Here is a 21,930-nt window from a genome sequence, read left to right on the forward strand (position 1 = left end):
TAAAAAAGGCAGCGTAAGCTGCCTTTTTTATTATTAATGTTTTATTTAACTACGCCTAGGTTACTTAAAACTCCCTAGGTGATACAAACTTACCAGCGCGAATTTGCTGAAAAGTTTGTTGCGCTAATGAATCTAAACTATCAAGATTTTTTCTGCTGCTTGCCAATTGCTGCTCTACAGCAAATATATCAACGTTTTCTATCCCCGACATCTGCGCAACTTTAGAAAAAACATAGGCATGTTTATAATTTTGTTGTTTGTAAAACAAACTGACCAAAGAAGTAAACACCTCGGGATCAGGTATTTGCTGTGCTTTATTAAGTTCTAATGTTTTGTAGAGCAAATCAATCGTTTTATCATCATCAAATTTAATATAATACGATGCCAAAAAAAGTTGCATTTCAGCACTTGTTGTCACCCTTTCATCATGCTCCAAGGCTAAAAATTTAGTCAGTGCTCGCTGATCGTTATTACGCGACCAATGATAATAAAGTAAGCCTGGGTGATTAGTACTTTTAGTATCTTGATATAATCGCGTCATTTCTTTAATACTGGTTAATTTACCTTCTACACGAGAGGTCTTTTTTTCTTTTAATTTTATATGCTCAATTTTAGCTGCAAGCGTAATACACTGATTATATGATTCAAACTCTTTAAGTAGCTGATATTTATTTTCATCAGTTGGGTGCTTATATTCAATATAACGCTGCAAAATAGTGTTAGAACGCTGCTCCCGACAATGATTATCTTTATTTAGATCGTTGCAAAAACCGGGCGTTTCTTTACATACTTGGGCCAAGCTTAGTGGCTTTTCACATCCGGCTAAGGTGAGTACTCCAAGCACTACTATTAGTCTTATAACCATCCTCAACCCTTAAATATATTAATATAATGTTATTCTAACGCAATCATTTAGCCTCTAACAGTAGAGAATAAAGCAAGATTAAATTAGAATAGGGAAGTCACTAGAGTGCGTTGACTTATCAGGGTCGAAATCATTTCAACTTTTGATGGTTAAATGCTCTAGGGCTATCCGTTCAAAAATGTTTAACTTAGGTAAATAAAATGACCTCATCTCACGAGTTAGAATACACAAATAGTTGGCAAGAACGCCAAGGTTACGCAGAAAGCATGCAACCAATCATTGGTAAGCTTTATCGTAGTCGTGGTATCGAAATTGCTGTTTATGGCCGCCCACTTGTAAATGCAAGCCCAATTGAAATTATCAAATCTCACAAATCAGTTGCGCAGTTTGAAGGTACAAAATTACGTTTACGTGAAAGCTTCCCATTTTTAGAAGCGATTAGCAAAATGGATTTAAATTCTGCACGTATCGATATTGGTAAGCTTGCTTATAGCTATTTGTATAATGATGCTGCAAACGGTCGTTCTGTTGAAGAGTTTGTAAAAGATGAGCTCTCTGAAATTGCTGATTTACCAGCTAAAGAATCACGCGATGTGGTGCTTTATGGCTTTGGTCGAATTGGCCGTTTACTTGCACGCCTACTAATTGAAAAATCAGGTCCTTATGCTGACTTACGCCTACGCGCAATTGTTGTACGTGGTGGTAAAGATGGCGACCTTGAAAAACGTGCCAGTTTATTACGTCGTGATTCAATTCATGGTCCATTTAATGGATCTATCACTGTTGATAAAGAACGTAATGCAATTAAAGCTAATGGTAGCTACATCCAGGTTATTTACGCTAACTCTCCTAGCGAAATAGATTACACAGCCTACGGCATCGACAATGCACTTATTGTTGATAACACAGGTATTTGGAAAGATGAAGCAGGCCTTGGTCAGCATTTAGAATGTAAAGGCGCTGCTAAAGTACTATTAACGGCTCCTGCTAAAGGTAATATCAAAAACATCGTATATGGTGTAAATAACAAAGATATTTTACCTGAAGACAAAATTGTATGTGCAGCAAGCTGTACAACTAATGCCATTACACCAACACTTAAAGCATTAAACGATAAGTTTGGCATTAAAAATGGTCACGTAGAAACGGTTCACTCGTATACTAATGACCAAAACTTAATTGATAACTACCACAAAGCAGACCGCCGTGGCCGTGCTGCTGCACTTAACATGGTAATTACTGAAACAGGCGCTGCAAAAGCGGTTTCAAAAGCACTACCAGAGCTTGAGGGCAAACTAACGGGTAACGCAATTCGCGTACCTACACCTAACGTGTCGCTGGCTATTTTGAACCTAAACTTAGAAAAGAGCACCTCGGTAGAAGAGCTAAATGCATTTTTACGCGATACCGCACTTCACTCAGACCTGCGCGACCAAATTGATTACACCGCTTCTACTGAAATCGTATCTACCGATTTAGTAGGTAGTCGTTACGCTGGTGTGGTTGACTCGCAAGCAACTATTGTTGATGACAACCGTATTGTACTTTACGTTTGGTACGATAATGAATTTGGTTACAGCTGCCAAGTGGTACGTTGTATGCGCGATATGGCCGAAGTGGCATTCCCAAGCTTACCTCACTAATTTATTAGTCGTTATACAAAAGCCAGCATTTGCTGGCTTTTTTGATTATCAATATTTTTAAAGCGCAGCGCTTATGGTACGCTTTATACATTAGATACGGCTAATCGCAGCGTACTTACATCCTGGCTATTTATGCAGTCCAGAGACACTTAGTCAACTTATAGGTTTTTTGTCATGAAAATCAGTAGCAATTTCGATAGTGGTAATATTAAGGTTATTGAAGCCACCGATCCATTAAATATCCAGTTAGAGATTAATAACGATTTCCAGTCTGAATTTTATCAGTGGTTTCATTTTCGCCTAGAAACAACCCCTTACCAATTACATAAGCTAAATATAAACAAGCTCGAAAATTCAGCTTATCCAGATGGCTGGGTAGATTATCAGGCGGTTGCATCGTATGACCGTCAAACGTGGTTTCGTGTACCTTCAAGCTACGAAAATGGCACATTAAGCTTTGAAATAGAGCCAGAGTGCGGCAGTGTTTATTTTGCTTATTTTGCACCATATAGCTATGAGCGTCATTTAGATTTACTTACGTGGGCGCAAAGCCAGCAAATTTGCCAATTAGAAACATTGGGCGAAACCCTTGATGGCCGCGACATGAGCGTACTTAAAATTGGTGAGCCAAGTGCAGATAAGAAAAACATTTGGATCACAGCTCGCCAGCATCCGGGTGAAACAATGGCGCAGTGGTTTGTAGAGGGAATACTTCACAAACTACTTGATGACGAAGACCCGCATGCTGCTGCATTACTATCAAAAGCAGTATTTTATATTGTGCCAAACATGAACCCAGATGGTAGTGCTCGTGGGCACTTACGTACTAACGCTAAAGGCGTTAACTTAAACCGTGAATGGCAAACGCCGAGCATGGAAAATAGCCCAGAAGTTTATTTAGTGCTTAATAAAATGCGTGAAACAGGCCTAGATATGCACCTTGATATTCATGGTGATGAAGCAATCCCGTATAACTTTGTAGCCGGCAGTGAAGGCATTCCAAGTTATGATGCGCGCTTAAAAGATCTAGAAGATAGCTTTAAAGCTGCTTTGTTAACCATTACTCCTGAGTTTCAAGACGAACATGGCTACCCTAAAGACGAGCCAGGCCAAGCTAACCTTACAGTAGGTTCATCTGCAACAGCAGAAGAATTTAAGGCGCTTACCTATACAGTCGAAATGCCATTTAAAGATAATAACGACTTACCCGACCCAGATTACGGTTGGTCAGATCGTCGTTCATATCAATTTGGCCAAGATACTTTGGCGGCTATCGTAAATGTCGTTGATAAATTAAGATAAATTAGTATAAGGTAAGGGCAACATTAAAATGTTGCCCTTTTTTGTTACAACACTTACAAAAATAACAAGTGCACAACGGCACAATAAACTGTGGCTTAACGAATGTTTAGTCAGCAATTTCAAAATAAAATAATAAGAGGAATTTAGCGTGGATGCATTCGGACAACTTTTAGATAGCCTAGATGGCATGTTAGGAGGAGCAGTATGGTTTCCTTATGTGTTATTAGGGGTTGGTTTATTTTTTACTATTTATTTAAAATTTCCCCAAATACGGTATTTTAAACATGCTTGCCAAGTTGTTTCGGGTAAGTTTGATAAAAAAGATACAGAAGGGGATACCACTCACTTTCAAGCACTTGCTACAGCACTATCGGGCACAGTAGGCACAGGTAATATTGGTGGCGTAGCACTGGCTATATCAATTGGTGGGCCTGCGGCGTTGTTTTGGATGTGGATGACCGCATTTTTTGGTATGACTACCAAGTTTGTAGAAGTTACCTTGTCGCATAAATACCGTGAAAAAACTGAAGATGGCACTATGTCTGGCGGCCCAATGTATTACATGGATAAACGCCTTAACATGAAATGGCTGGCCATTTTATTTGCCGTAGCCACTGTAATTAGCTCGTTTGGTACAGGCAGCCTGCCACAAATTAATAATATTGCACAAGGTATGGAAGCCACCTTTGGTTTTGCGCCTATGGCCACAGGTGCAGTGTTATCTATTTTACTTGCCTTGGTTATATTAGGCGGCATTAAGCGTATTGCAGCAATTACATCACGCGTAGTACCGTTAATGGCGGCTATTTATATTATTGGTGCTCTGGCTGTTATTTTTTATAACGCTGAAAACATCGGTCCTTCATTTTCTGCTGTATTTATGGACGCATTTTCTGGCTCTGCTGCCGCAGGTGGCTTCTTGGGGGCGTCATTTGCTTATGCGTTTAACCGGGGTGTAAACCGTGGTTTATTCTCTAACGAAGCGGGTCAAGGTTCTGCGCCTATAGCGCATGCTTCGGCAAAAGCTGATGAGCCAGTATCAGAGGGTATAGTATCTATCCTAGAACCGTTTATCGATACCATTATTATTTGTACGCTTACGGGGTTGGTTATTTTATCCTCGGGGGTGTGGAATGAAAAATTTCAAACTCATTTTGAGCGCTCGGCTATGAGTATTATTAAAGGCGATTACACAGAAGAAAACCAAACACAGCGCGAAGACCTCTATAAATACCTTAATGGTCAAAAAAGTAATATAGAGACGTTTACCGGCAATATTGAAGTGGTTAATGGTGAGGCATTGAGTACAGGTTTTACGGTACTACATTCACGCTCAATTGCAGAGGATGTACGCTTTGGTATTACTGAAAAGCACAAATACACAGGTGTTGTAGAAGTAATAGATGGCATGCCAACAGATGACAGCATTAGTTTAGTGGGCAAATCATTGGTACATTCAGCAGAGCTAACTACCAAGGCTTTTAAACGTGGTTACTTTGGCGATAGTGGCCAGTACATTGTATCAATAGGCTTATTGCTGTTTGCGTTCTCTACTGCCATTGCTTGGTCGTACTATGGAGATCGCGCAATGATTTACTTATTAGGGCATCGCTCAGTAATGCCGTATCGCGTATTTTATGTGGCTGCATTCTTTTGGGCATCGTTCGCCGATACTACCTTGGTATGGAAGTTAGCGGCAGTGGCTATTGTTGTAATGACACTACCTAACTTAATTGGCATTATGTTATTGCGTAAAGAGATGAAAGAATCGGTAGATGACTACTGGGTCAAATTCAAAAAAGACAACGAGAAATAAAACAAGTACAATAAAGGCGCCGCAAGGCGCTTTTTTTATGCGTAGTATGGAGAGATGTATGGCGATTATCCGTTGCCCTAAATGTGCCAAATCAATATCAGATAAACACGCGCAATGTCCGCATTGCGAAAGTAACGTTGCCGACTTAAATAATGAGCAAGTTCAACAGCTTCAACGTGAGCAGCGAATTAAAAAACAGCAAATGTTTATAACTCACTCATTTTTAGCACTTATCCTATTTTTAGGCGGTTTTTTCTGTTTGTACTTCTTACAACCGCAAGAAAAAACACCTCAGTGGTATGCTTACACCATCGCTATTGGCGTGGGGTGTATTTGGTACCTTATTAATCGTATTATTTTAGTGACTCTAAAAAAGAAAAAATGACATGAATATCGACAATCTTGTACAAAATATTACCCCAGAATTATTTGAACGTTTGCAATACGGAGCAGCAACTGGCAAATGGCCAGATGGCACTCCTTTATCAGATGAACAAAAACAGCAAACAGTGCAGTTAGTTATGTTGTATCAAGCAAAAGTTGCTCAATCGAATGAGCAATTTACTATTGGTGCAAATGGCGAAATGGTGCAAAAAACAAAAGCACAACTGCAAAAAGAATTTAACTCAGATAACGAAATAGCTAGGTTTAGTGAACATGATCTTTAAACACCTTTTTACGCCAAAATGGAAACACCCAAAGCTGCAAATACGTCTAGACGCAATCGAAAAGTTAGATGTACAACGCGACGCAATAATTTTAAGCACTTTAGCGCTGGAAGATAGCTCAGCAGAAATTCGTCGTAAGGCACTGCAAAAAGTAAACGACTTGCCACTGTGGTGGAAAGCCTATAAACAAGATCAAGCATTAAAAGATATTGCTGAACAACAAATATCTAGCGCAGTTTTAAGTAGCGAAAGTACACTGTCGCCGCAAATTAAAAGCGAATATATAGAGCGTTTTGCACCAGTAAAAACCCTTGAAAAACTTGCCTTTGCAGAAAAAGAGTTGCAAGTGCGGGTTAAGTTACTAAAGCGCCTAGGAAACCCTAAACTAATAGAAAAAGCCTTTAAAGAGGGCAGCGAAGAGTTACAAGCGCAACTAGTTGAGCTGGTTATTACCCACCAGTTAACTAAACCATTATTAAAGCATGCACAAAACAGTGCTAAAACAGCGCTTAACACGCATTTAGAAAACGAGCGTTTAGCAATTGAAATGCCAGCGCAAGTTGAGGGGGAAACCCGTGTTATTTTAGCTAAGCTAAATGCGCTGCGCGATAAGAATGATTTTGCATTAGTAAACCCAAAAGCCGGTGAGTTAATGGCGCAATGGCAAGCCTTAGAGCTTAAATGGCTTAGCACTGAGCAAGTAAAACTGTTAAACGAAAAGTACAGCACAATTACCGAAAAGCTAAATGCCCATATTGCACAGCTTCGCAGTGAGCACGATAAAGAGCAGCAATTACTTGCACTACAACAGCGTCAACTGTTGGCATTAGCAACGCTTGAAGCTTTAAGTGAAGAAATTGAAAATGCATTACAACTTGGCCTAGAAACGCCAGAGCAAATTCAGCAAGATTGGCTTGATGCAAAAGTAGCGCAGGCTCAACAAGCAATAAATGAAACAGAGTTAGCCAATAACCCGCAATCAAAGCAGGTTATTAATAAGTTAGAAAAGTCATTTACTCAAGTAGCTAAATTACCTGAGCTAACGTCTGCTATTAAAGATTATAAGCTGGCATTTACTGCACTGTGTGAAATAAAACCAGCAGCCGATTTAGCCCAATACGACGAAACCCTAGCTGCATTTAATAGTGGTTTTAAAGCAGCGCGTAATCATCTAAATATATTAGATAGTGCATTGCAAGGTACGTTTAAAACACAACTTAATGCGCATAAAAAGCAATTTTTAGTGCCAATGAACGAGTTGATAAAACCGCTTGAAAAAAATCAAAGCCAAGCTAAACGCAAAGCCCGTGATGTAAAGCGCCTAATAGAAGAAGGTCGTTTTAACGTTGCATTTGGTGTGTTTAAAGGCTTTGAAGAGTTATTTAATACCTTAACTGAGCAGTATCAGCAACCACTTGTAAGCTTAAAAACCGATTTAGAAGCGCAGCTAGCTGACGCCAAAGATTGGCAAAAATATGCTGCAGCACCAAAGCGCGAAGCATTACTTGAAGAAGTTAGCACGCTCGCTTTAGAGGAGTGCGTAGATCCCCAGCAACGGGCTGATCAAGTTAAAGTGTTGCGTAAACGTTGGAATGAGCTTGGCCGCTTAGATACAGACGAAGAAAAGCAACAAGGTGAGCAATTTGATCAAAAAATCGAATTATTGTTTGCACCTTGCCGTAACTATTTTGCAGAGCAAGAAGTACAACGTGAAGCGTCAAAAGCGCAGCGCGAAAGTATTATTGCTGACATGCATGCACTGCACTTACTCGCAACTGACGAGCAGGGTTTTGATTGGAAGCAGTTTGAAAGCCAATACAATCGTTTAAACAAAGCATGGCGCAGTGTGGGTAAAGTTGACCCTAAAACGTACCGTGTATTAAACGATCGTTATAAAAACGAGCAGCAGCGTGTGCTAGCGGCGTTAAATGCGTTTCATAAAGGCAATGCGGTACTTAAAAATGCATTAGTAGAGCAAGCGCAGCAATTATCACAAAGTGATGACCTAGCAGCAGCATGCCAAGAGCTAAAACAATTACAGCAGCAGTGGCAAGCAATTGGCTTTGCCGGCTTAAAAGCTGAAAATGCCTTATGGCAAAAATTTCGTCAATTTAACGACGAAACTTTTACTAAACGCAGTAGCGAGTTTGAACAGCAAAAGTTAGATCAAAGCGAAAACGACAAGCAAGTAGTCGCTGAGCTTAACGAACTTGAATTGGCGCTGGGTCAAATTAACGAAAAAGCGCAATTACACGACTTAGAAACTAAAGTTAAAGGGTATACCCAGTTTAAGTCACTATCGCCAAAAGTAACGTCGTTACTTAGCGCCATAGAAGAGAAGCTTGCAGGGCTAACGAGCAAAGCCGAACAAGCTAATTTAGTGGCCTTATTTAACGCTCTTGAAAACAATGAAGCGATACCGAGCCAGTACCAAGCTGCACTTAAAACATCACTTAGTAGCGCACAGTTACTTACTAGAATGGAAATTTTAGCTAATGTAAGTAGTAATGATGCAATGCAAAGAATGGCAGAGCAAGTTGCCATGTTAGATGATAAGCATCGTGGCGAACATGCAGATATAAGCTATTATTTAAAACAGTTGTTAGCGCTCAGTGAAGGTTCAGTTGATGCTGACACACTAGCAAGGCTAAAGGCTGTTTTTACAGCTTAGTGTAGTTACACCTAATAGAGTATTACTCTTTTAAAAGCCGCTCGTAAGCGGCTTTTTTATACCCATCACTTATAATAATTTAGAGAGTTTTTTATGAAAATATTATTTATTATTGCCGCATTATTTTTAACTGCATGTAACGCTACACAAGGAATGTCTGTTTATTCATTTACTAACGCCGACGTGGAGTCGTTATTAACAAAACAGCTTCCTAAATTAAGCGAACAGGTAAGTTTAATGGGATTACCAGTAGAGTTTGATGTAAACGATGTGAGTGTAAATATTGGTCCAGAAAATCGTGATGTTGTAGTGCTAGGCGCCGATTCAAGCGCTAACATTAGTGCTTTTGCATTAAAATACCCAGTACGCTTAAAGCTGCAAATAGAAGGTAGCCCATTTTACGACAGCGAGAAAAAAGCGGTGTTTTTACGTAATATAAAATTACTAGATTCGAGTGTTGATGCTGGTGGTTTTAAAGGTAATTTAGGTGCGCTAGACGAACAAGCTATGGATATTATTAACCGCTTTTTAGCTGTAAACCCAGTGTATGAGCTAAATATGAACGATCCTAAAATGGCCTTGCTAAGTAAACTACCACTTGATATGAAAGTGGTTGCAGGCGCTATAAAATTGGTTCCACGCCTTTAAGTTAGTTGTAAATAAAGTCTAGTTAGCATAATAAGGTAACTAGGCTTTGTTTTCTGTCATAAATTTTTGTATTTTCGTAATTCTATTGTCACTCCCTTCCTCCAGCGCTATTAATTACTAATAATAATTTTTGCAGTGCACTTTTTTAATTAAATTGTCATAATGATCGCGATATTTCGCGAGGTCTATTTTATGATAAAACAATTTTTAAACGATCCTAGTTTATTACTCAACGCAGTGGGCGAAGGAATTTATGGCTTTGATCTGTCGGGTAATGCCGTGTTTGTTAACCCTGCGGCCGAGCGCATGACAGGTTGGAGTGCAGAGACGCTATTAGGTAAAAAAATTCATCAATACCATCATCATACTCATGCCGATGGCACGCCTTATCCAGCCGACGAATGCCAAATATATTGCACCATGTTTGACGGTAAACGCCGTGAAGTGAAAAACGAAGTTTTTTGGCGCAAAGATGGCAGCTCTTTCCCTGTTGAGTACACATCGACACCAGTTTATCGAAATAATGAATTGATAGGTGCTGTAGCGGTATTTCGCGATATTTCTCAGCAGCAACAAACACAAAATGCATTACAAGATGCACTTGCACAAGTAAAACATTTGAGTGAACAGTTACAAGATGAAAATAATTATTTAATAGCAGAATTAAACGAAGATTGGCAAGACTCTGGCTTAGTAGGTAAAAGCCACGTGTTTCAAACCATGTTAGAGCAAATTAAGTTAGTGAGCGAAACCGATACCACAGTGCTTATTTTAGGCGAAAATGGTACAGGTAAAGAGCTGGTTGCCCGAAACCTATACAGATTAAGTAAGCGTAATAAACAGCCCTTTATAAAAGTGAACTGCGCAGCATTTACGCCAAGCTTATTAGAGTCAGAGCTGTTTGGCCATGAGAAAGGCGCGTTTACTGGTGCTAATGAGCGCCGTAAAGGGCGTTTTGAACTAGCCGACAAAGGTACCTTATTTTTAGATGAAATAGCAGAGCTGCCGCTTGAAGCGCAAAGTAAGTTGCTTAGAGTGTTGCAAGAGCAAGAATTTGAACGTGTTGGGGCAAGCAATACATTAAAGGTAGATATTCGCGTTATTGCAGCAACTAACCGCGATCTATGGGAAATGGTGCAAAAAGGCAATTTTAGAATCGATTTATACTATCGCTTAAATGTATTTCCTATAAAAGTGCCAGCGCTGAGAGAGCGCAAGGAAGATATTCCTTATTTATGTAGTAATTTAATAGTGCAGTTAAATAAACGTTTAACTAAGCAGCTTAAGGGATTAAGTAATAAGGCAATTTCTCAACTACAAGCTTATGACTGGCCAGGCAATATTAGAGAGTTACAAAATGTACTAGAGCGCGAGGCCATTTTATCTAAGCAAGCTATTTTACAATTAAGTCAGCCATTACAAGCAATATCACAAAGTACTATAAACCCAGCATTAACGCTCAATGAAATGCAAAAACAGCATATTATTACTGTGCTTAAGCTATCGGCTTGGCAAATATCGGGGAGTAAAGGTGCCGCTGCAAAACTTGGTATGCCAGAGAGTACCTTACGCTCTAAAATGCACAAGTTAGGGATTAGCAAGGTTTCGTGATATATCGCGAGGATCGCTTTATTTCGCGAGTTTGAGGTTTTCAATAATAAATAAATCACTTAAATATCAATGTAATGCCTTTGCTTTCAGTTTGGTCTGAAAGTTGCAAATGCTTAACTAACATCCGTTATGATTAAGTAAGTACTATGAAGTTTGATATTAAAGAAGAAGATATGATCATCAAGCCCTACAAAAGCGAAGGGCCAATTTATATACGTGAGCAAAAAGGCTTTTTTCAACGTATACGCCGTAACTTAGGCTGGTTATTAATGCTTACGTTTATTGCAATACCGTGGATCCAATATAACGGCCAACAAGCGGTGCTATTAGATGTAGCAACGCAAAAGTTTACTATTTTCACTTTAACTTTATTCCCGCAAGATTTTATTATTGTAGCCATGTTGTTTATGGTGGGGGCCTTTGCGCTATTTTTTGTAACCAACTGGTTAGGCCGCGTTTGGTGTGGTTATACTTGCCCTCAAACTATTTGGATGTTGATGTTTTCGTGGGTTGAGCAACGCGTTGAAGGCACACGTAATCAGCGTATACAGCTTGATAAATCTGCATGGGGTTTTACCAAATGGCGTAAAAAGCTTACTAAACACAGTGCTTGGTTGGTGCTATCACTATTAACTGCCACTTCATTTTTAACTTATTTTATACCCGCAAAAACATTGTACTTAGAAATGCTTACTTTTGAGTGGTCGGGTATTACCAGCTTTTGGGTGTTTTTATTTGCTTTGTGTACATATGGTAACGCAGGATTTTTACGTGAAAAAATGTGTACTGTGGCGTGTCCGTATTCGCGTTTTCAATCGGTTATGTTTGATAAAGATACACTCGTGGTTACTTACGATAGCGCACGCGGTGAAAACCGTGGCCCACGTAAACGTAAGGCCGACCCAAAAGCACTTAACTTAGGTGACTGCGTAGATTGTAATTTATGTGTAGAGGTATGCCCAGCTGGAATAGATATTCGAAATGGTTTGCAATATGAATGTATAAACTGTGGCTTATGTATTGATGCTTGCGACGATACTATGAATAAATTTGGTTATGAAAAAGGGTTAATAAAATACGCTAGTGGAGAGCAAATGGCGGGTAAAAAAACCAACCCTTTTAGGCTTAAATTGGTTGGATATGGTGTTTTGACCTTGATGCTAATTGTAGCTATGTTTGCTTGGGTGGTACAAAGAACACCAATTGAAGCCTCGGTACTGCGCGATAGAGGCGCCTTGTACAGAGTAAATTATGAGGGTTTAGTAGAAAACCCTTATACGTTAACGATTATAAATAAAACCCAACAAACATTGCACTACACTATTGCTATATCAGGCTTAGCAGAGGCTAAATTAACTAGCCCAGATACAACACTAATTCAACCTGGAATGATGAGGCGTATACCCGTAACGGTGACTGCAGATGGCTTTGATATTTCAAACAAGGTAAGTAAAGTTAAATTTATTATTTTTGCAGAAGAAGATCCGAGCATTAGCATAACGAAAGATAGTTACTTTTATAAAAATTAAAAGTATAAAAATGCCCAAGCTAGTTTACCTACTTGGGCATTTTAATAGGATTATTAATTGTATATATTTAAACCCAGATCACAGATTAATTATGTAATCTAATGCGCTCGTAATTACGGCTACTTGCGCCAAAATACATTCTTCGTCACTTGCTGTAGGGCTATCTGGGTATACTTCAGTGGTGGTTACATAAGGTGCATTGGTAAAGCCCATACATAAACCTAATTCGCGAGCAGCGTAGTTGATCACCCCAAATTGCTCTTGTGGCACACCAATAAGCTGGTTATTTTCATCACTTGGGGCAATGTGGGTTACTTTTGCTACGCTATCAATAATGGCTTTTTGAAATGCAGCCTCAGGTTTAGTGCTATCGGCCACTAAATAAAAACCATCGGGAATATTCCAATTAGTATTTACTGTGCCTTCGCGTGCAGCTAGTGCCGGGCGAAACTCGCTGTTGTCGCTGTCGGTCGTTTCGTGCAAATCAATATGAGCAATTAAATCTAACTCAAGGGATTTTACATACGCCATAATCGCCGCCGACTCTTGCGCTGGGCTACCTTCATAAAATGAGCGGTTAGGATCAATGGCTTCTGGGTTCCAGCGGTTTATCGTTTCGTACCCCCAAGGGCTAATACAAGGTGCGATTACAATATTAAAATGCTGACTATATTTTTGCGCTGCCGTTTTTGCAAACCTAAGCGCGCCGTGTACGCCACTAGTTTCGTAGCCGTGTACACCACCGGTAATTAAAACGGTAGGTTTGTTAGTGTTAAAGTCAGCGGTTTTTAAAACAAATAAAGGATATTTGCCTGCAACGTAATTTAGTTCGCCATATTGTTCTACATTAAGCGCATCTTTGAGCTCGTTAATGAGGGTTACTACTTCATTTTGATAGCTGCGTTTAATATTTTGGCGGGTTAACCAATCGGCTTTATCGTTGTTATTCCACTTAGTGCCAGGTGTGCCAATAGGATATGTGCTGTTAGTCATAATAAACCTTTAATAATAATTATAATTAACCTTATAGCAAGGCTATATAGCAAATGCAGTTAATATAATTAGTAAATAAAGGCACAGCTTAACGCTGACTAAAATAAGGCGCAAATTAAAACGATAAACAGCTGTTTTAATTTTTTAAATTAGCTATTTACTAAGCTCAGTTATAGTAAGTTGTTAAATTAGCTATTTACTAAGCTCAGTTATAGTAAGTTGTTAAATTAAATGTATTATAAAAGAGTATGTTACAATTGTTTTATTACCTACTTAGATATTGAGTATTATGGCGCAGTATTTTGCCACACCTAGTTGGTTAGGCCGTTTTTTCACCCGTATTAAATTACTCAGTATTGAGCAGGAAAGCTTAGTGATTGAGTTTAAAAACGCGACTAAGCAATCGTTTTTAATCAAGGATTTTAACGATTTTTCGCAGTTGCAAAACCGGATATTTAGCGCCAAAATTAATTTAACTCTAGGTGAAAATAGTGCTCATACTACTATTAGCTTTTTAAACAAAGCACAGGCAAAAGCACTAAACATTGCAATTAACCAATATTTTTCGCAAGCGCTTGAACACAAAATAAATAATGCTAAAGCTTTATTAAAGCGCACTGCGTTAGATGAGTATTTACGCGACAGTAATACCACAATTTTAAGCGCTGAGGTGTTTTCACTGAGCAAGCGCTATCAGCAAAACCGCAATGTGTGGCAAGGGTATTTACCTTCAAATAGTAGCCAGTTTTTATCGGTATTGGCCAGTGCAAAAAATAAGAATGATGCTATTGCACAACTGCGTAATAAATATGAGCGCAAGCAACTTGCTCAACGAGCTGATTTTTATAATAACGTGGAGTCAAACCCATTAACTAATGAGCAGCGTCTTGCTGTAATACGCAATAACGATAAAAATTTAGTATTGGCTGCTGCAGGTACCGGTAAAACCTCAGTTATGGTAGCCAAAGCACTTGATCTAATTGCCACAAAACAAGCAATGCCAGAGCAAATACTGGTACTTGCTTATAATAAAACAGCGGCGCAAGAGCTTAAAACACGCTTTATTAAACGCGCCCAGCAGGCTAAATTATCAAGCAAGTCACCAGAGGTTTTAACTTTTCATGCGTTAGGATTGCAGCTGCTACAGCAGGCAGGTAAAGGTTGCAACATATCGCCTTTTGTAAGTGATTTTGGCGCGCTGTCGAGCTGGCTAACATCATGGCTAAGTGAGCAAGTACAAGCCCAACCGGTATTATTAAGCGCCTTTATTGCTATGCTCGATAAGCCTTTAGTATCCTGCGATACTCATAAAAGTAAGTTTAATGCTACGCAAGTACTGGCAATATTAAAAGACTCAGGGCAGCTTAAGCATGAGGTTGATAAATATTTAAAATGCTTAGCAGCTATAAGGGCTGAACAGTTAACCGATAGCGAAATTACTCAGCGGCTTAAGCGCCAAAATAATCAATTAAATACTGTTCAACTAAGTACCAATCAATTAAATACGAGTCAAGTTAATAGCAATCAAAAAAGCACTAATCATCACAGTGCGGCCGCGCAGTTATTAATTGCTATGCATCGCGCTTATAAAACGCAACTCATTGCGCAAAACTGTATTGATTTTGACGATATGATTTTACAAGCTACTCAGGCTGTAAATAAGCAGCAAGTGAATGTGCCATGGCAGCATATTTTAGTGGATGAATTTCAGGATATTTCTGCTGCACGTATGGCTTTATTAAACAGTTTAATTAAGCATGGTCATAAGGTGCGTTTTACCGCTGTAGGTGACGACTGGCAGTCAATTTATCGGTTTTCTGGTGGTAACTTAGCACTTACCACACGTTTTAATGAGTTAGTGGGTAGTCATTCGTTAACGTTGTTGCAAAAAACATTTAGGTATAACAATAGTATAAGTGACGTAGCGGGGCGTTTTGTTATGCAAAACCCTGAGCAGTATAAAAAGCTCATTATTACTCATACACAAGTGGCTGAGCCTCAAGTTATTTTATTAGATGACGTGTACCAAGGTAAAAAGTCGTTAGAGCTAAAAACCCAGCAAACTATCAATACTATTCAAAAACACCATGCAAACGCGAGTATTGCTGTATTGAGCCGTTATCGTTATACGCTCAACAAAGTGCAACAGCATTTAGCCTCACAACAAAAAAGTGCAAACGTAGCATTTTTAACCCTGCATAGCGCCAAAGGGTTAGAAGCAGATTACTGTATTATTATAGGGTTAGAGCAGGGGAAGTTTGGCTTTCCGAGTAGTCAGCAAAATAATCCGCTGCTGGAGGCTTTACTACCTAGCCAAGACACCTTTGCTTATTCAGAAGAGCGGCGTTTATTATATGTGGGGCTTACCCGAGCAAAACATAAGGCTTACTTAATTGCCGATGCTAAACAGCCGTCGTTATTTGTTAAAGAATTAATAAATGACAACTATCCAATTCATATTGTATCTACTTTGTTTAGCAAATAACAAAAAGCAATAGTATGCAGTGACTGTAACCAGAGGCTGTTGTTAAGCGCTAACTTGGTGAGTTAATTAATGGTTCATACTGATATAAATTAGCGTATTGACGTTGGTGTTCGGCAAATAAATAAGCTCTTAATTGTTCTTTACCAGTATGAATGTGTTTTATTTTAGCTGCAAGGCCATGCTTGCTTTGCCTGACAGGCTCAATATCCATAGATACAGATTCTTTATTTGGTAGGGTAAATTCTACGTGTTGAACTTTTGATAGGTTTTTGTGTTTACCGGTGGGCTTTAAAAATACACCTGTGCTTGAAATTGATTCAATGCAAAAGCCTTGGCTTTTAATATTTAAATGGCTCCAGCGCCAACTGCGTTGAGTGCCTTTAGTATCAATAACTTCAGGAGCGCTTAAAGTAGGTGTAATTGTGCCGGAGCTATTAATTTTTAAGTGTAGCGGAAACCACAGTTGGTAATGGGCAACCTCAGCCAGTAGAGTTAAATTGGCATTGCTAAGTAACTGCGCAATACTAACAGGCACACTGCTTTGCATGGTTAACATAGGCTCATGAGGTAATGCAGGTTTTTGATCGGATTTAAATAAGTCAGATAAAAAGTCTATTTCTTCAGCAGAAAAATCCATATTCCATACTCGGGTTGCCTAAAATATAAGCATAAGTTAAACAAAACACCGGCTCAATAAACAGCGTGTTTAATTTTGTTTAGTTAGTCTTTAACCGTTTTAGGTAGTTAGTATCTTTAGCTAAACAAAGCGATACGGCGCGTTATTAGCTTAACCCTAGAGCTAGATTAAGATATAAAGTTGCAGCCCAAGTTATTAAAAATTAACATGATGTAATTACAAGCCACTTTTTATTTGGGTTATATCATGACGCATGCATTTACACATTATAGACAACAACAATTGGTCCGCTTTTTAGCTGTGTTATTAAGCATTACGTTTTGTGCTAGTTTAACGGCCGCAGAGCAAAGCCAAACGTTAATTTTAGTTGGTAGCGAGCTAAGTAGCTGCAGTAGTTTAAACATGCAACAGTGCGATAAAAACACCCAAATAGCGGGTAAAGCAGAGCATTTATTTAGCGTTACGGCTGAAAAAGTTAAAAAAATCACTCAGCAGTGGCCGAGTACTAATCAAGAAGTTAAAAGCAGTACAGTTAAAGTTTTACTTGCGATAAAGGCTAAATCATCAACATCAATAACTAAGCCTGCACTGTTATGGCACTGGCGCGATATTGATAATACCCAGCTTAATAGCCTATCGGAGCAAGAGTATCATTTTGTTATGGATATGCTTGAAGTGCCTCAGTTGAGTTCTCAAGGGCAGCGATTAGCGGAGCAAGTTAACCCTAGTTTGAATAATGAACCGGCTATAAACAATATACTGCAATTTATAACGGGTAGTTTAAAGGTAGCTAACGAGCAACCAAGTGTGTTGGCAATTACAGCAGCAAGCCGAGACCCTTATGCTGCTGCCGATTTTACTCAAGGTTTATTGAGCACGGCAAGTGTAAACAGCCAATGGTTAGCATTGACCCCTGCATTAGTTAAAGCAATTACTACAAACACCTGTGAAAAATTACCACAATATAGGCAATCAGAAATGCGCTTGTATAACCGTGAGGCTATTTATCCCGATCGCATCCAAGCAGAAAATACCCTTTGCAGTAATGGCGTTAATAGCTTGGTAAAGCTAATAAACAACAGTACAGGAGTGATTTTTAATAATGGCGAGCAAGACTTAACGCGCAGCGTACTGTTTGATGAAAACAACCAAGCTTACCCGTGGACTAAAGCATTGCAAACACGCCCTGTTGTTATAGGTAGCGGCGCGGGGGCGGCTATTCAAAGCGGTGGCAAAAACACAAGTGGTAACATAGCTACAATTACTAAAGGATCGAGCCTTTTGGCTTTACAGGCAGATATTAACGATAGTTCTATGTTTAATCTTGCTGGTGGCCTTGCAACATTTAATTATGGCATGATCGATACTCACTTTAGTGAACAAAACCGTACATTAAGGTTGGCAACAGTACTTGATAAAACGCAACAAAAGTTTGGTTTTGGTATTGATGAAGCCACGGCATTAGTCGTTATAAAGTCATCCGCAGGTAACTTAATTACCGTAATAGGTAAAAGTGGTGTGGTATATTTAAAAGCAAAAGGCAATCAGCATTATAACTACTCATACTGGCCTGCAGGCAGCGTTATTGATATTGCAAATGAAGATTTTACCCTAAGCCAGCGCAGCATTAATAAAGCTTTAGCAAGTATTAAAATACCAGCATTACCGCTACAACGATTTGGCTCTATATTAACGAATGCAAAATTACGCTCACTTATTCAAGCTATGTGTTTAAGCCAAGAACAAAGTACAGTTGCCCAACAAGATCAGTTTATATTGAGCTTAAGTGTACAAGCTAACACTGCGTATCATCGTATTAATAAGGATCAATATGGCTGTGCTATAAGTCATTTAGAACTTGCAGTGAGTACATTTTAGTTCTGAAAGTTTACTAGAACGTGTTTAATTAAAACGGCCAAAATATTGTTTATAAAACTACATTGGCCGTATTAATAATTAGTAGCCAGCAGGGCGGCTATCACGCATGATAAAATCTAGTTTTATTTGCGCTTTTATTGGCTGCGACAGATCAGTTATTTCAATCATTTCGCATTCATCTCTGATCATTTCAGCTATTAGGCTCGGATAATGACGGCAGTCTTCGGGGCGGTCTAAGTAAATACTGCAAGTGTATTTATTTTGCGCTAGTGGGTTTGTTTTAGGCTCAACCTCTAAAAAAGGGCATCTGCTTAGCCTAACGCCCGATTTAGGATCGAACCATATTTCATTATTTTTAACAAATTCAAAGATTTCAGGGTTAAATATTTCCCATAAATCAATTTCTTCTTGGGTAGCACTCAAGTCGCCATCGCCGTATTTAATACAACATTTACCGCATTGATTACAGTCTTTCATAGTTTGCCAGTTAGCATAATAACCAGGCCACAGTGTAGCACTTATATTGATATGCGGTGTTGTTGGCGAAAAGGTTTAAGTTTCTACCAAGAGTATATAAAATAGCGAGCATATTGTATTACTAAGCTTTGCAGTACGCGGAGCATGATTAAAAGAGTTATAAAAAATGAGTGAAGAGCAAAGTGTAATTGATAACCTAGCCGACCTTGAAAGTTTTTTACTTAATGTAGAAAGCGGTGGTTTTGGCTTAAAAGGTGTTGCAGGCATTGGTATGGCAACAAATAACGCAGATGGCAGCCGCTTTGTAGCAGTATTTGACGATAATCAAAAGCTACTTTTAGCACGCATGATTACAGAAAACGTATTCCAAACAGGGCAAGACATGGTACGTAATGGTGTAGGGCGCAAGCATTAACTATAATAGTTAAAACGCCGCTTTAATTTAAACTGTTAAATTAAAGCGGCGTTTATTTTGTTTTTAGCCTATAAGCTTATTTAAGGTTTATAGGCGCTATCAACTTCAACAGCCTCATCTATAACTTATTAATAAATAATGGCAGGGTTTGGCTTATTCGGCGAACCTAACATTTCGCGATAAGATGGTGGCTGCAAACCTTCTCTGTCGGTAATATTAAAATGCTTAGCTATTTCGGCAGCAATTACAGTGTGCCCGTTAAGCTCGTCACCTTTAGGGTCATTAGCAATAGCATAAACAATATCACCAATAAATTCTGGTGACTCTGCGGTTGCCATAAACTGCTGGTATTGCTCTTTATCTAGTTTACCTATAATGGCCGAACGTTCGGTTAAGAGTGGCCCCATCCAAATAGATACAGCACGCATACCTGTGCCTTTAAAGTCTACCGCCATATCATGAGCAAGCTTATCAAGGCCCGCCTTTTGTGCACCATAAGCAGGCCCATGAATATAACAACTAGCACCAAATGATGAACCAAACATAATTAAGCCACTGTTATGCTTAGCCATTAGTTTTGCGCCATGCCAACTAGCCACGTAAGCAGAGCGTAAACCTACATCTAAAATTTTACCCGCATCAATCTCTTTTTCCCAAAATGGCTTTTGTTCAACTAATTGATCATGAATAAATGCAGCGTTATTAACCAAAATATCTAATCGGCCTTGCTCTTTTTCAACCTGAGCAAATAATGCGGCGGTTTGTGCATCGTCACTGTGATCGCACACCACAGCAATACCTATACCACCTGCTTGATTAATTTGCTCGGCAGTTTCATATACTGTTCCGGGTAATACCGAGCCATCCCACCCTAAAACTGAGCCTGTTTTTATACTGCGGCCAGTAACATAAACTGTCATGCCTTTTTTACCTAAAGCTAAGGCAATGCCTTTGCCTGCACCGCGACTAGCACCGGTTACAATGGCAACTTTTGCTTCTTCCTGTTGCATGAATTCCCTCACTTAAAAAACGACACATAAAAAATACTAAAGGTTAAATTAGCTAAACAGCTCAACTTAGTTTCGATAGCAGCCATATTGGTAATAAAGATATATTTGTATTGAAATTAGCATGTAAAGCCTTAGTATAAAAGCCTAGCTTAAAAATCAACCAAAAAACAAAGGACTGCTATGAAATATATAAAGACTACCGAGCAACGTTTACAGCAACTAGAAGACAAGCAATCAATATTAGAATTGAAATATCGCTACCTAAATGCCTGCGATGAAAAACAACCTGAGCTGGTAACTAATTGCTTTATTAGCGGCGAAGTAGATATTAACTTTGGTCACATTGGCCAATTTAATCGACGAGAAGATTTTGTGGCTGTTTTTAAAGATCTTGGTTGCCACGACCATATAGTTGATATGCATCACGCGCAAAACCCGGTTTTTTTAGAGCTCACCGACAATACAGCCAAGACTAAAATTAACCTTCGCTTTCAAAGTATCAACACCAAAGATAAGCTCCATGTGCAACTAGGTGGCTACTACCTCGACGAATTTGAAAAGCAAAGTGACGGTCAATGGCTGATCAGCAAAAGTGCATTTATAATAAACTCGGTAAGCATCAGTGATTTTTCAGGTGAATATAGCAAAGTGGTTTATAGCGGAAACTGCATGCCAAACTAGGTTACTGTAAATTTTTTAAAAATTCAGGAAAGGTAGCAATAAAGTAACTGAGCGTGTTGCGAAGTAATTGATTTTGGTTATTTAAAAGGCTTTTAAAGTTGGTCGGTATGGAGAGATATTAAACAGACACCCATCTTAATATTTGTAATATCAGTGTAATTAACTATGCTCTTTTTAGTGCAATAATTAAGCAGGGTGTCACATGGCTATCGCAAGAAAACGTCAGGTTAGTTTGGTCGATACAAAATACTACCACTGTATTTCGCGCTGTGTACGCCGTGCATTTTTATGCGGCGTAGACAACTTTACTAATCAATCGTATGAACATCGCAGAAGGTGGGTTGAAAGCAAATTACTTGCCCTCGCTAACGTATTTTGTATCGATGTGTGTGCGTATGCAGTAATGAGTAATCACACCCACTTAGTACTCTATGTTGATGATAAAAAAGCCAAGCGACTAACCGATAAAGCCATTATTCAGCGGTGGCACAGGCTTTGTAAAGGCACTGTACTCACTAACAAATATCTGCAAGGTGAAGAGCTAAGTAAAATTGAATGGCTCTTTCTAAATGAAACAATCATTGAATACCGAGAACGCTTA

Annotated in this window: 18 protein-coding genes and 1 pseudogene; 14 read left to right on the forward strand and 5 right to left on the reverse strand. The window is 39.0% G+C overall.

Annotated elements, in window-relative coordinates; translation table 11 throughout:
* Positions 1 to 64 precede the first annotated feature (64 nt).
* The gene (locus H5058_RS16575; RefSeq protein ID WP_089368513.1) at positions 65 to 865 is read right to left on the reverse strand and encodes a DUF2989 domain-containing protein; all 801 of its coding nucleotides are present in this window, start codon (positions 863 to 865) and stop codon (positions 65 to 67) included.
* A 200-nt stretch (positions 866 to 1,065) separates the two neighbouring features.
* On the opposite strand from H5058_RS16575, the gene H5058_RS16580 reads away from it, so the two are divergent.
* The 9 genes from H5058_RS16580 (at position 1,066) to ccoG (ending at position 12,753) form a co-directional block, all read left to right on the forward strand.
* A complete protein-coding gene (locus H5058_RS16580; protein WP_182679087.1) occupies positions 1,066 to 2,508 on the forward strand; it encodes a glyceraldehyde-3-phosphate dehydrogenase in 1,443 nt (480 codons plus the stop codon).
* A gap of 174 nt (positions 2,509 to 2,682) precedes the next feature.
* Positions 2,683 to 3,810 (forward strand): M14-type cytosolic carboxypeptidase, encoded by a 1,128-nt coding sequence (locus tag H5058_RS16585; RefSeq protein WP_011328571.1) that lies wholly within the window; start codon positions 2,683 to 2,685, stop codon positions 3,808 to 3,810.
* Between the two features lie 148 nt (positions 3,811 to 3,958).
* Positions 3,959 to 5,626, forward strand: a complete 1,668-nt coding sequence (locus H5058_RS16590) for a sodium:alanine symporter family protein (RefSeq protein ID WP_011328570.1) — start codon at positions 3,959 to 3,961, stop codon at positions 5,624 to 5,626.
* A 58-nt stretch (positions 5,627 to 5,684) separates the two neighbouring features.
* Complete coding sequence (locus H5058_RS16595; protein ID WP_011328569.1) at positions 5,685 to 6,011, forward strand: hypothetical protein; 327 nt, start codon at positions 5,685 to 5,687, stop codon at positions 6,009 to 6,011.
* Between the two features lies 1 nt (position 6,012).
* On the forward strand, positions 6,013 to 6,294 hold the full coding sequence (locus tag H5058_RS16600) for a YeaC family protein (RefSeq protein WP_011328568.1): 282 nt from the start codon (positions 6,013 to 6,015) through the stop codon (positions 6,292 to 6,294).
* Positions 6,284 to 8,965, forward strand: coding sequence for a DUF349 domain-containing protein (locus H5058_RS16605; protein ID WP_179808001.1), 2,682 nt, complete (start codon positions 6,284 to 6,286; stop codon positions 8,963 to 8,965). Before H5058_RS16600 ends, H5058_RS16605 begins: the two co-directional genes overlap by 11 nt.
* 93 nt (positions 8,966 to 9,058) lie before the next feature.
* Positions 9,059 to 9,613 (forward strand): DUF1439 domain-containing protein, encoded by a 555-nt coding sequence (locus H5058_RS16610; RefSeq protein ID WP_011328566.1) that lies wholly within the window; start codon positions 9,059 to 9,061, stop codon positions 9,611 to 9,613.
* A gap of 192 nt (positions 9,614 to 9,805) precedes the next feature.
* Positions 9,806 to 11,224, forward strand: a complete 1,419-nt coding sequence (locus H5058_RS16615; RefSeq protein WP_182679090.1) for a sigma-54-dependent Fis family transcriptional regulator — start codon at positions 9,806 to 9,808, stop codon at positions 11,222 to 11,224.
* A gap of 146 nt (positions 11,225 to 11,370) precedes the next feature.
* Positions 11,371 to 12,753, forward strand: a complete 1,383-nt coding sequence (gene ccoG, locus H5058_RS16620) for a cytochrome c oxidase accessory protein CcoG (protein ID WP_182679092.1) — start codon at positions 11,371 to 11,373, stop codon at positions 12,751 to 12,753.
* A gap of 78 nt (positions 12,754 to 12,831) precedes the next feature.
* Here ccoG and H5058_RS16625 read toward each other — a convergent pair whose 3' ends face one another.
* Positions 12,832 to 13,746: a M14 family metallocarboxypeptidase gene (locus tag H5058_RS16625; RefSeq protein WP_182679094.1), complete on the reverse strand. Its 915-nt coding sequence runs from the start codon at positions 13,744 to 13,746 to the stop codon at positions 12,832 to 12,834.
* A 289-nt stretch (positions 13,747 to 14,035) separates the two neighbouring features.
* Between H5058_RS16625 and H5058_RS16630 the strand changes: the two genes are divergently transcribed.
* Positions 14,036 to 16,231, forward strand: coding sequence for a UvrD-helicase domain-containing protein (locus tag H5058_RS16630; protein WP_182679096.1), 2,196 nt, complete (start codon positions 14,036 to 14,038; stop codon positions 16,229 to 16,231).
* A 49-nt stretch (positions 16,232 to 16,280) separates the two neighbouring features.
* Here H5058_RS16630 and H5058_RS16635 read toward each other — a convergent pair whose 3' ends face one another.
* Positions 16,281 to 16,868 (reverse strand): hypothetical protein, encoded by a 588-nt coding sequence (locus H5058_RS16635; RefSeq protein ID WP_179807998.1) that lies wholly within the window; start codon positions 16,866 to 16,868, stop codon positions 16,281 to 16,283.
* 246 nt (positions 16,869 to 17,114) lie between these two features.
* Here H5058_RS16635 and H5058_RS16640 point away from each other — a divergent pair, with 246 nt between their 5' ends.
* Positions 17,115 to 18,746, forward strand: coding sequence for a cyanophycinase (locus H5058_RS16640; protein WP_179807997.1), 1,632 nt, complete (start codon positions 17,115 to 17,117; stop codon positions 18,744 to 18,746).
* A gap of 78 nt (positions 18,747 to 18,824) precedes the next feature.
* Here the strand turns inward: H5058_RS16640 and H5058_RS16645 are convergent, their stop codons facing one another.
* On the reverse strand, positions 18,825 to 19,223 hold the full coding sequence (locus H5058_RS16645) for a YkgJ family cysteine cluster protein (RefSeq protein WP_179807996.1): 399 nt from the start codon (positions 19,221 to 19,223) through the stop codon (positions 18,825 to 18,827).
* A gap of 166 nt (positions 19,224 to 19,389) precedes the next feature.
* Here H5058_RS16645 and H5058_RS16650 point away from each other — a divergent pair, with 166 nt between their 5' ends.
* Positions 19,390 to 19,638: a hypothetical protein gene (locus tag H5058_RS16650; RefSeq protein ID WP_011328558.1), complete on the forward strand. Its 249-nt coding sequence runs from the start codon at positions 19,390 to 19,392 to the stop codon at positions 19,636 to 19,638.
* A gap of 128 nt (positions 19,639 to 19,766) precedes the next feature.
* Here H5058_RS16650 and H5058_RS16655 read toward each other — a convergent pair whose 3' ends face one another.
* Positions 19,767 to 20,648, reverse strand: coding sequence for an SDR family NAD(P)-dependent oxidoreductase (locus H5058_RS16655; protein ID WP_179807995.1), 882 nt, complete (start codon positions 20,646 to 20,648; stop codon positions 19,767 to 19,769).
* A 180-nt stretch (positions 20,649 to 20,828) separates the two neighbouring features.
* Here H5058_RS16655 and H5058_RS16660 point away from each other — a divergent pair, with 180 nt between their 5' ends.
* Together H5058_RS16660 and H5058_RS16665 are read left to right on the forward strand one after the other, a co-directional pair.
* Entirely contained in the window at positions 20,829 to 21,329 is a 501-nt protein-coding gene (locus H5058_RS16660; protein WP_179807994.1) for a nuclear transport factor 2 family protein, read from the forward strand.
* A gap of 202 nt (positions 21,330 to 21,531) precedes the next feature.
* Positions 21,532 to 21,930: pseudogene (locus tag H5058_RS16665) on the forward strand (transposase); the annotation flags it as partial.

It is taken from the genome of Pseudoalteromonas sp. SR45-4, assembly GCF_014163535.1.
Taxonomy (GTDB): Bacteria; Pseudomonadota; Gammaproteobacteria; order Enterobacterales; family Alteromonadaceae; genus Pseudoalteromonas; species Pseudoalteromonas nigrifaciens.

Bases quoted from the DNA above. Each gene is read 5' to 3' on its own strand.
- H5058_RS16575 (WP_089368513.1), bottom strand. From the start codon at position 865: ATGGTTATAAGACTAATAGTAGTGCTTGGAGTACTCACCTTAGCCGGA.
- H5058_RS16580 (WP_182679087.1), top strand. From the start codon at position 1,066: ATGACCTCATCTCACGAGTTAGAATACACAAATAGTTGGCAAGAACGC.
- H5058_RS16585 (WP_011328571.1), top strand. From the start codon at position 2,683: ATGAAAATCAGTAGCAATTTCGATAGTGGTAATATTAAGGTTATTGAA.
- H5058_RS16595 (WP_011328569.1), top strand. From the start codon at position 5,685: ATGGCGATTATCCGTTGCCCTAAATGTGCCAAATCAATATCAGATAAA.
- H5058_RS16600 (WP_011328568.1), top strand. From the start codon at position 6,013: ATGAATATCGACAATCTTGTACAAAATATTACCCCAGAATTATTTGAA.
- H5058_RS16605 (WP_179808001.1), top strand. From the start codon at position 6,284: ATGATCTTTAAACACCTTTTTACGCCAAAATGGAAACACCCAAAGCTG.
- H5058_RS16610 (WP_011328566.1), top strand. From the start codon at position 9,059: ATGAAAATATTATTTATTATTGCCGCATTATTTTTAACTGCATGTAAC.
- H5058_RS16615 (WP_182679090.1), top strand. From the start codon at position 9,806: ATGATAAAACAATTTTTAAACGATCCTAGTTTATTACTCAACGCAGTG.
- ccoG (WP_182679092.1), top strand. From the start codon at position 11,371: ATGAAGTTTGATATTAAAGAAGAAGATATGATCATCAAGCCCTACAAA.
- H5058_RS16625 (WP_182679094.1), bottom strand. From the start codon at position 13,746: ATGACTAACAGCACATATCCTATTGGCACACCTGGCACTAAGTGGAAT.
- H5058_RS16630 (WP_182679096.1), top strand. From the start codon at position 14,036: ATGGCGCAGTATTTTGCCACACCTAGTTGGTTAGGCCGTTTTTTCACC.
- H5058_RS16635 (WP_179807998.1), bottom strand. From the start codon at position 16,868: ATGGATTTTTCTGCTGAAGAAATAGACTTTTTATCTGACTTATTTAAA.
- H5058_RS16640 (WP_179807997.1), top strand. From the start codon at position 17,115: ATGACGCATGCATTTACACATTATAGACAACAACAATTGGTCCGCTTT.
- H5058_RS16645 (WP_179807996.1), bottom strand. From the start codon at position 19,223: ATGAAAGACTGTAATCAATGCGGTAAATGTTGTATTAAATACGGCGAT.
- H5058_RS16650 (WP_011328558.1), top strand. From the start codon at position 19,390: ATGAGTGAAGAGCAAAGTGTAATTGATAACCTAGCCGACCTTGAAAGT.
- H5058_RS16655 (WP_179807995.1), bottom strand. From the start codon at position 20,648: ATGCAACAGGAAGAAGCAAAAGTTGCCATTGTAACCGGTGCTAGTCGC.
- H5058_RS16660 (WP_179807994.1), top strand. From the start codon at position 20,829: ATGAAATATATAAAGACTACCGAGCAACGTTTACAGCAACTAGAAGAC.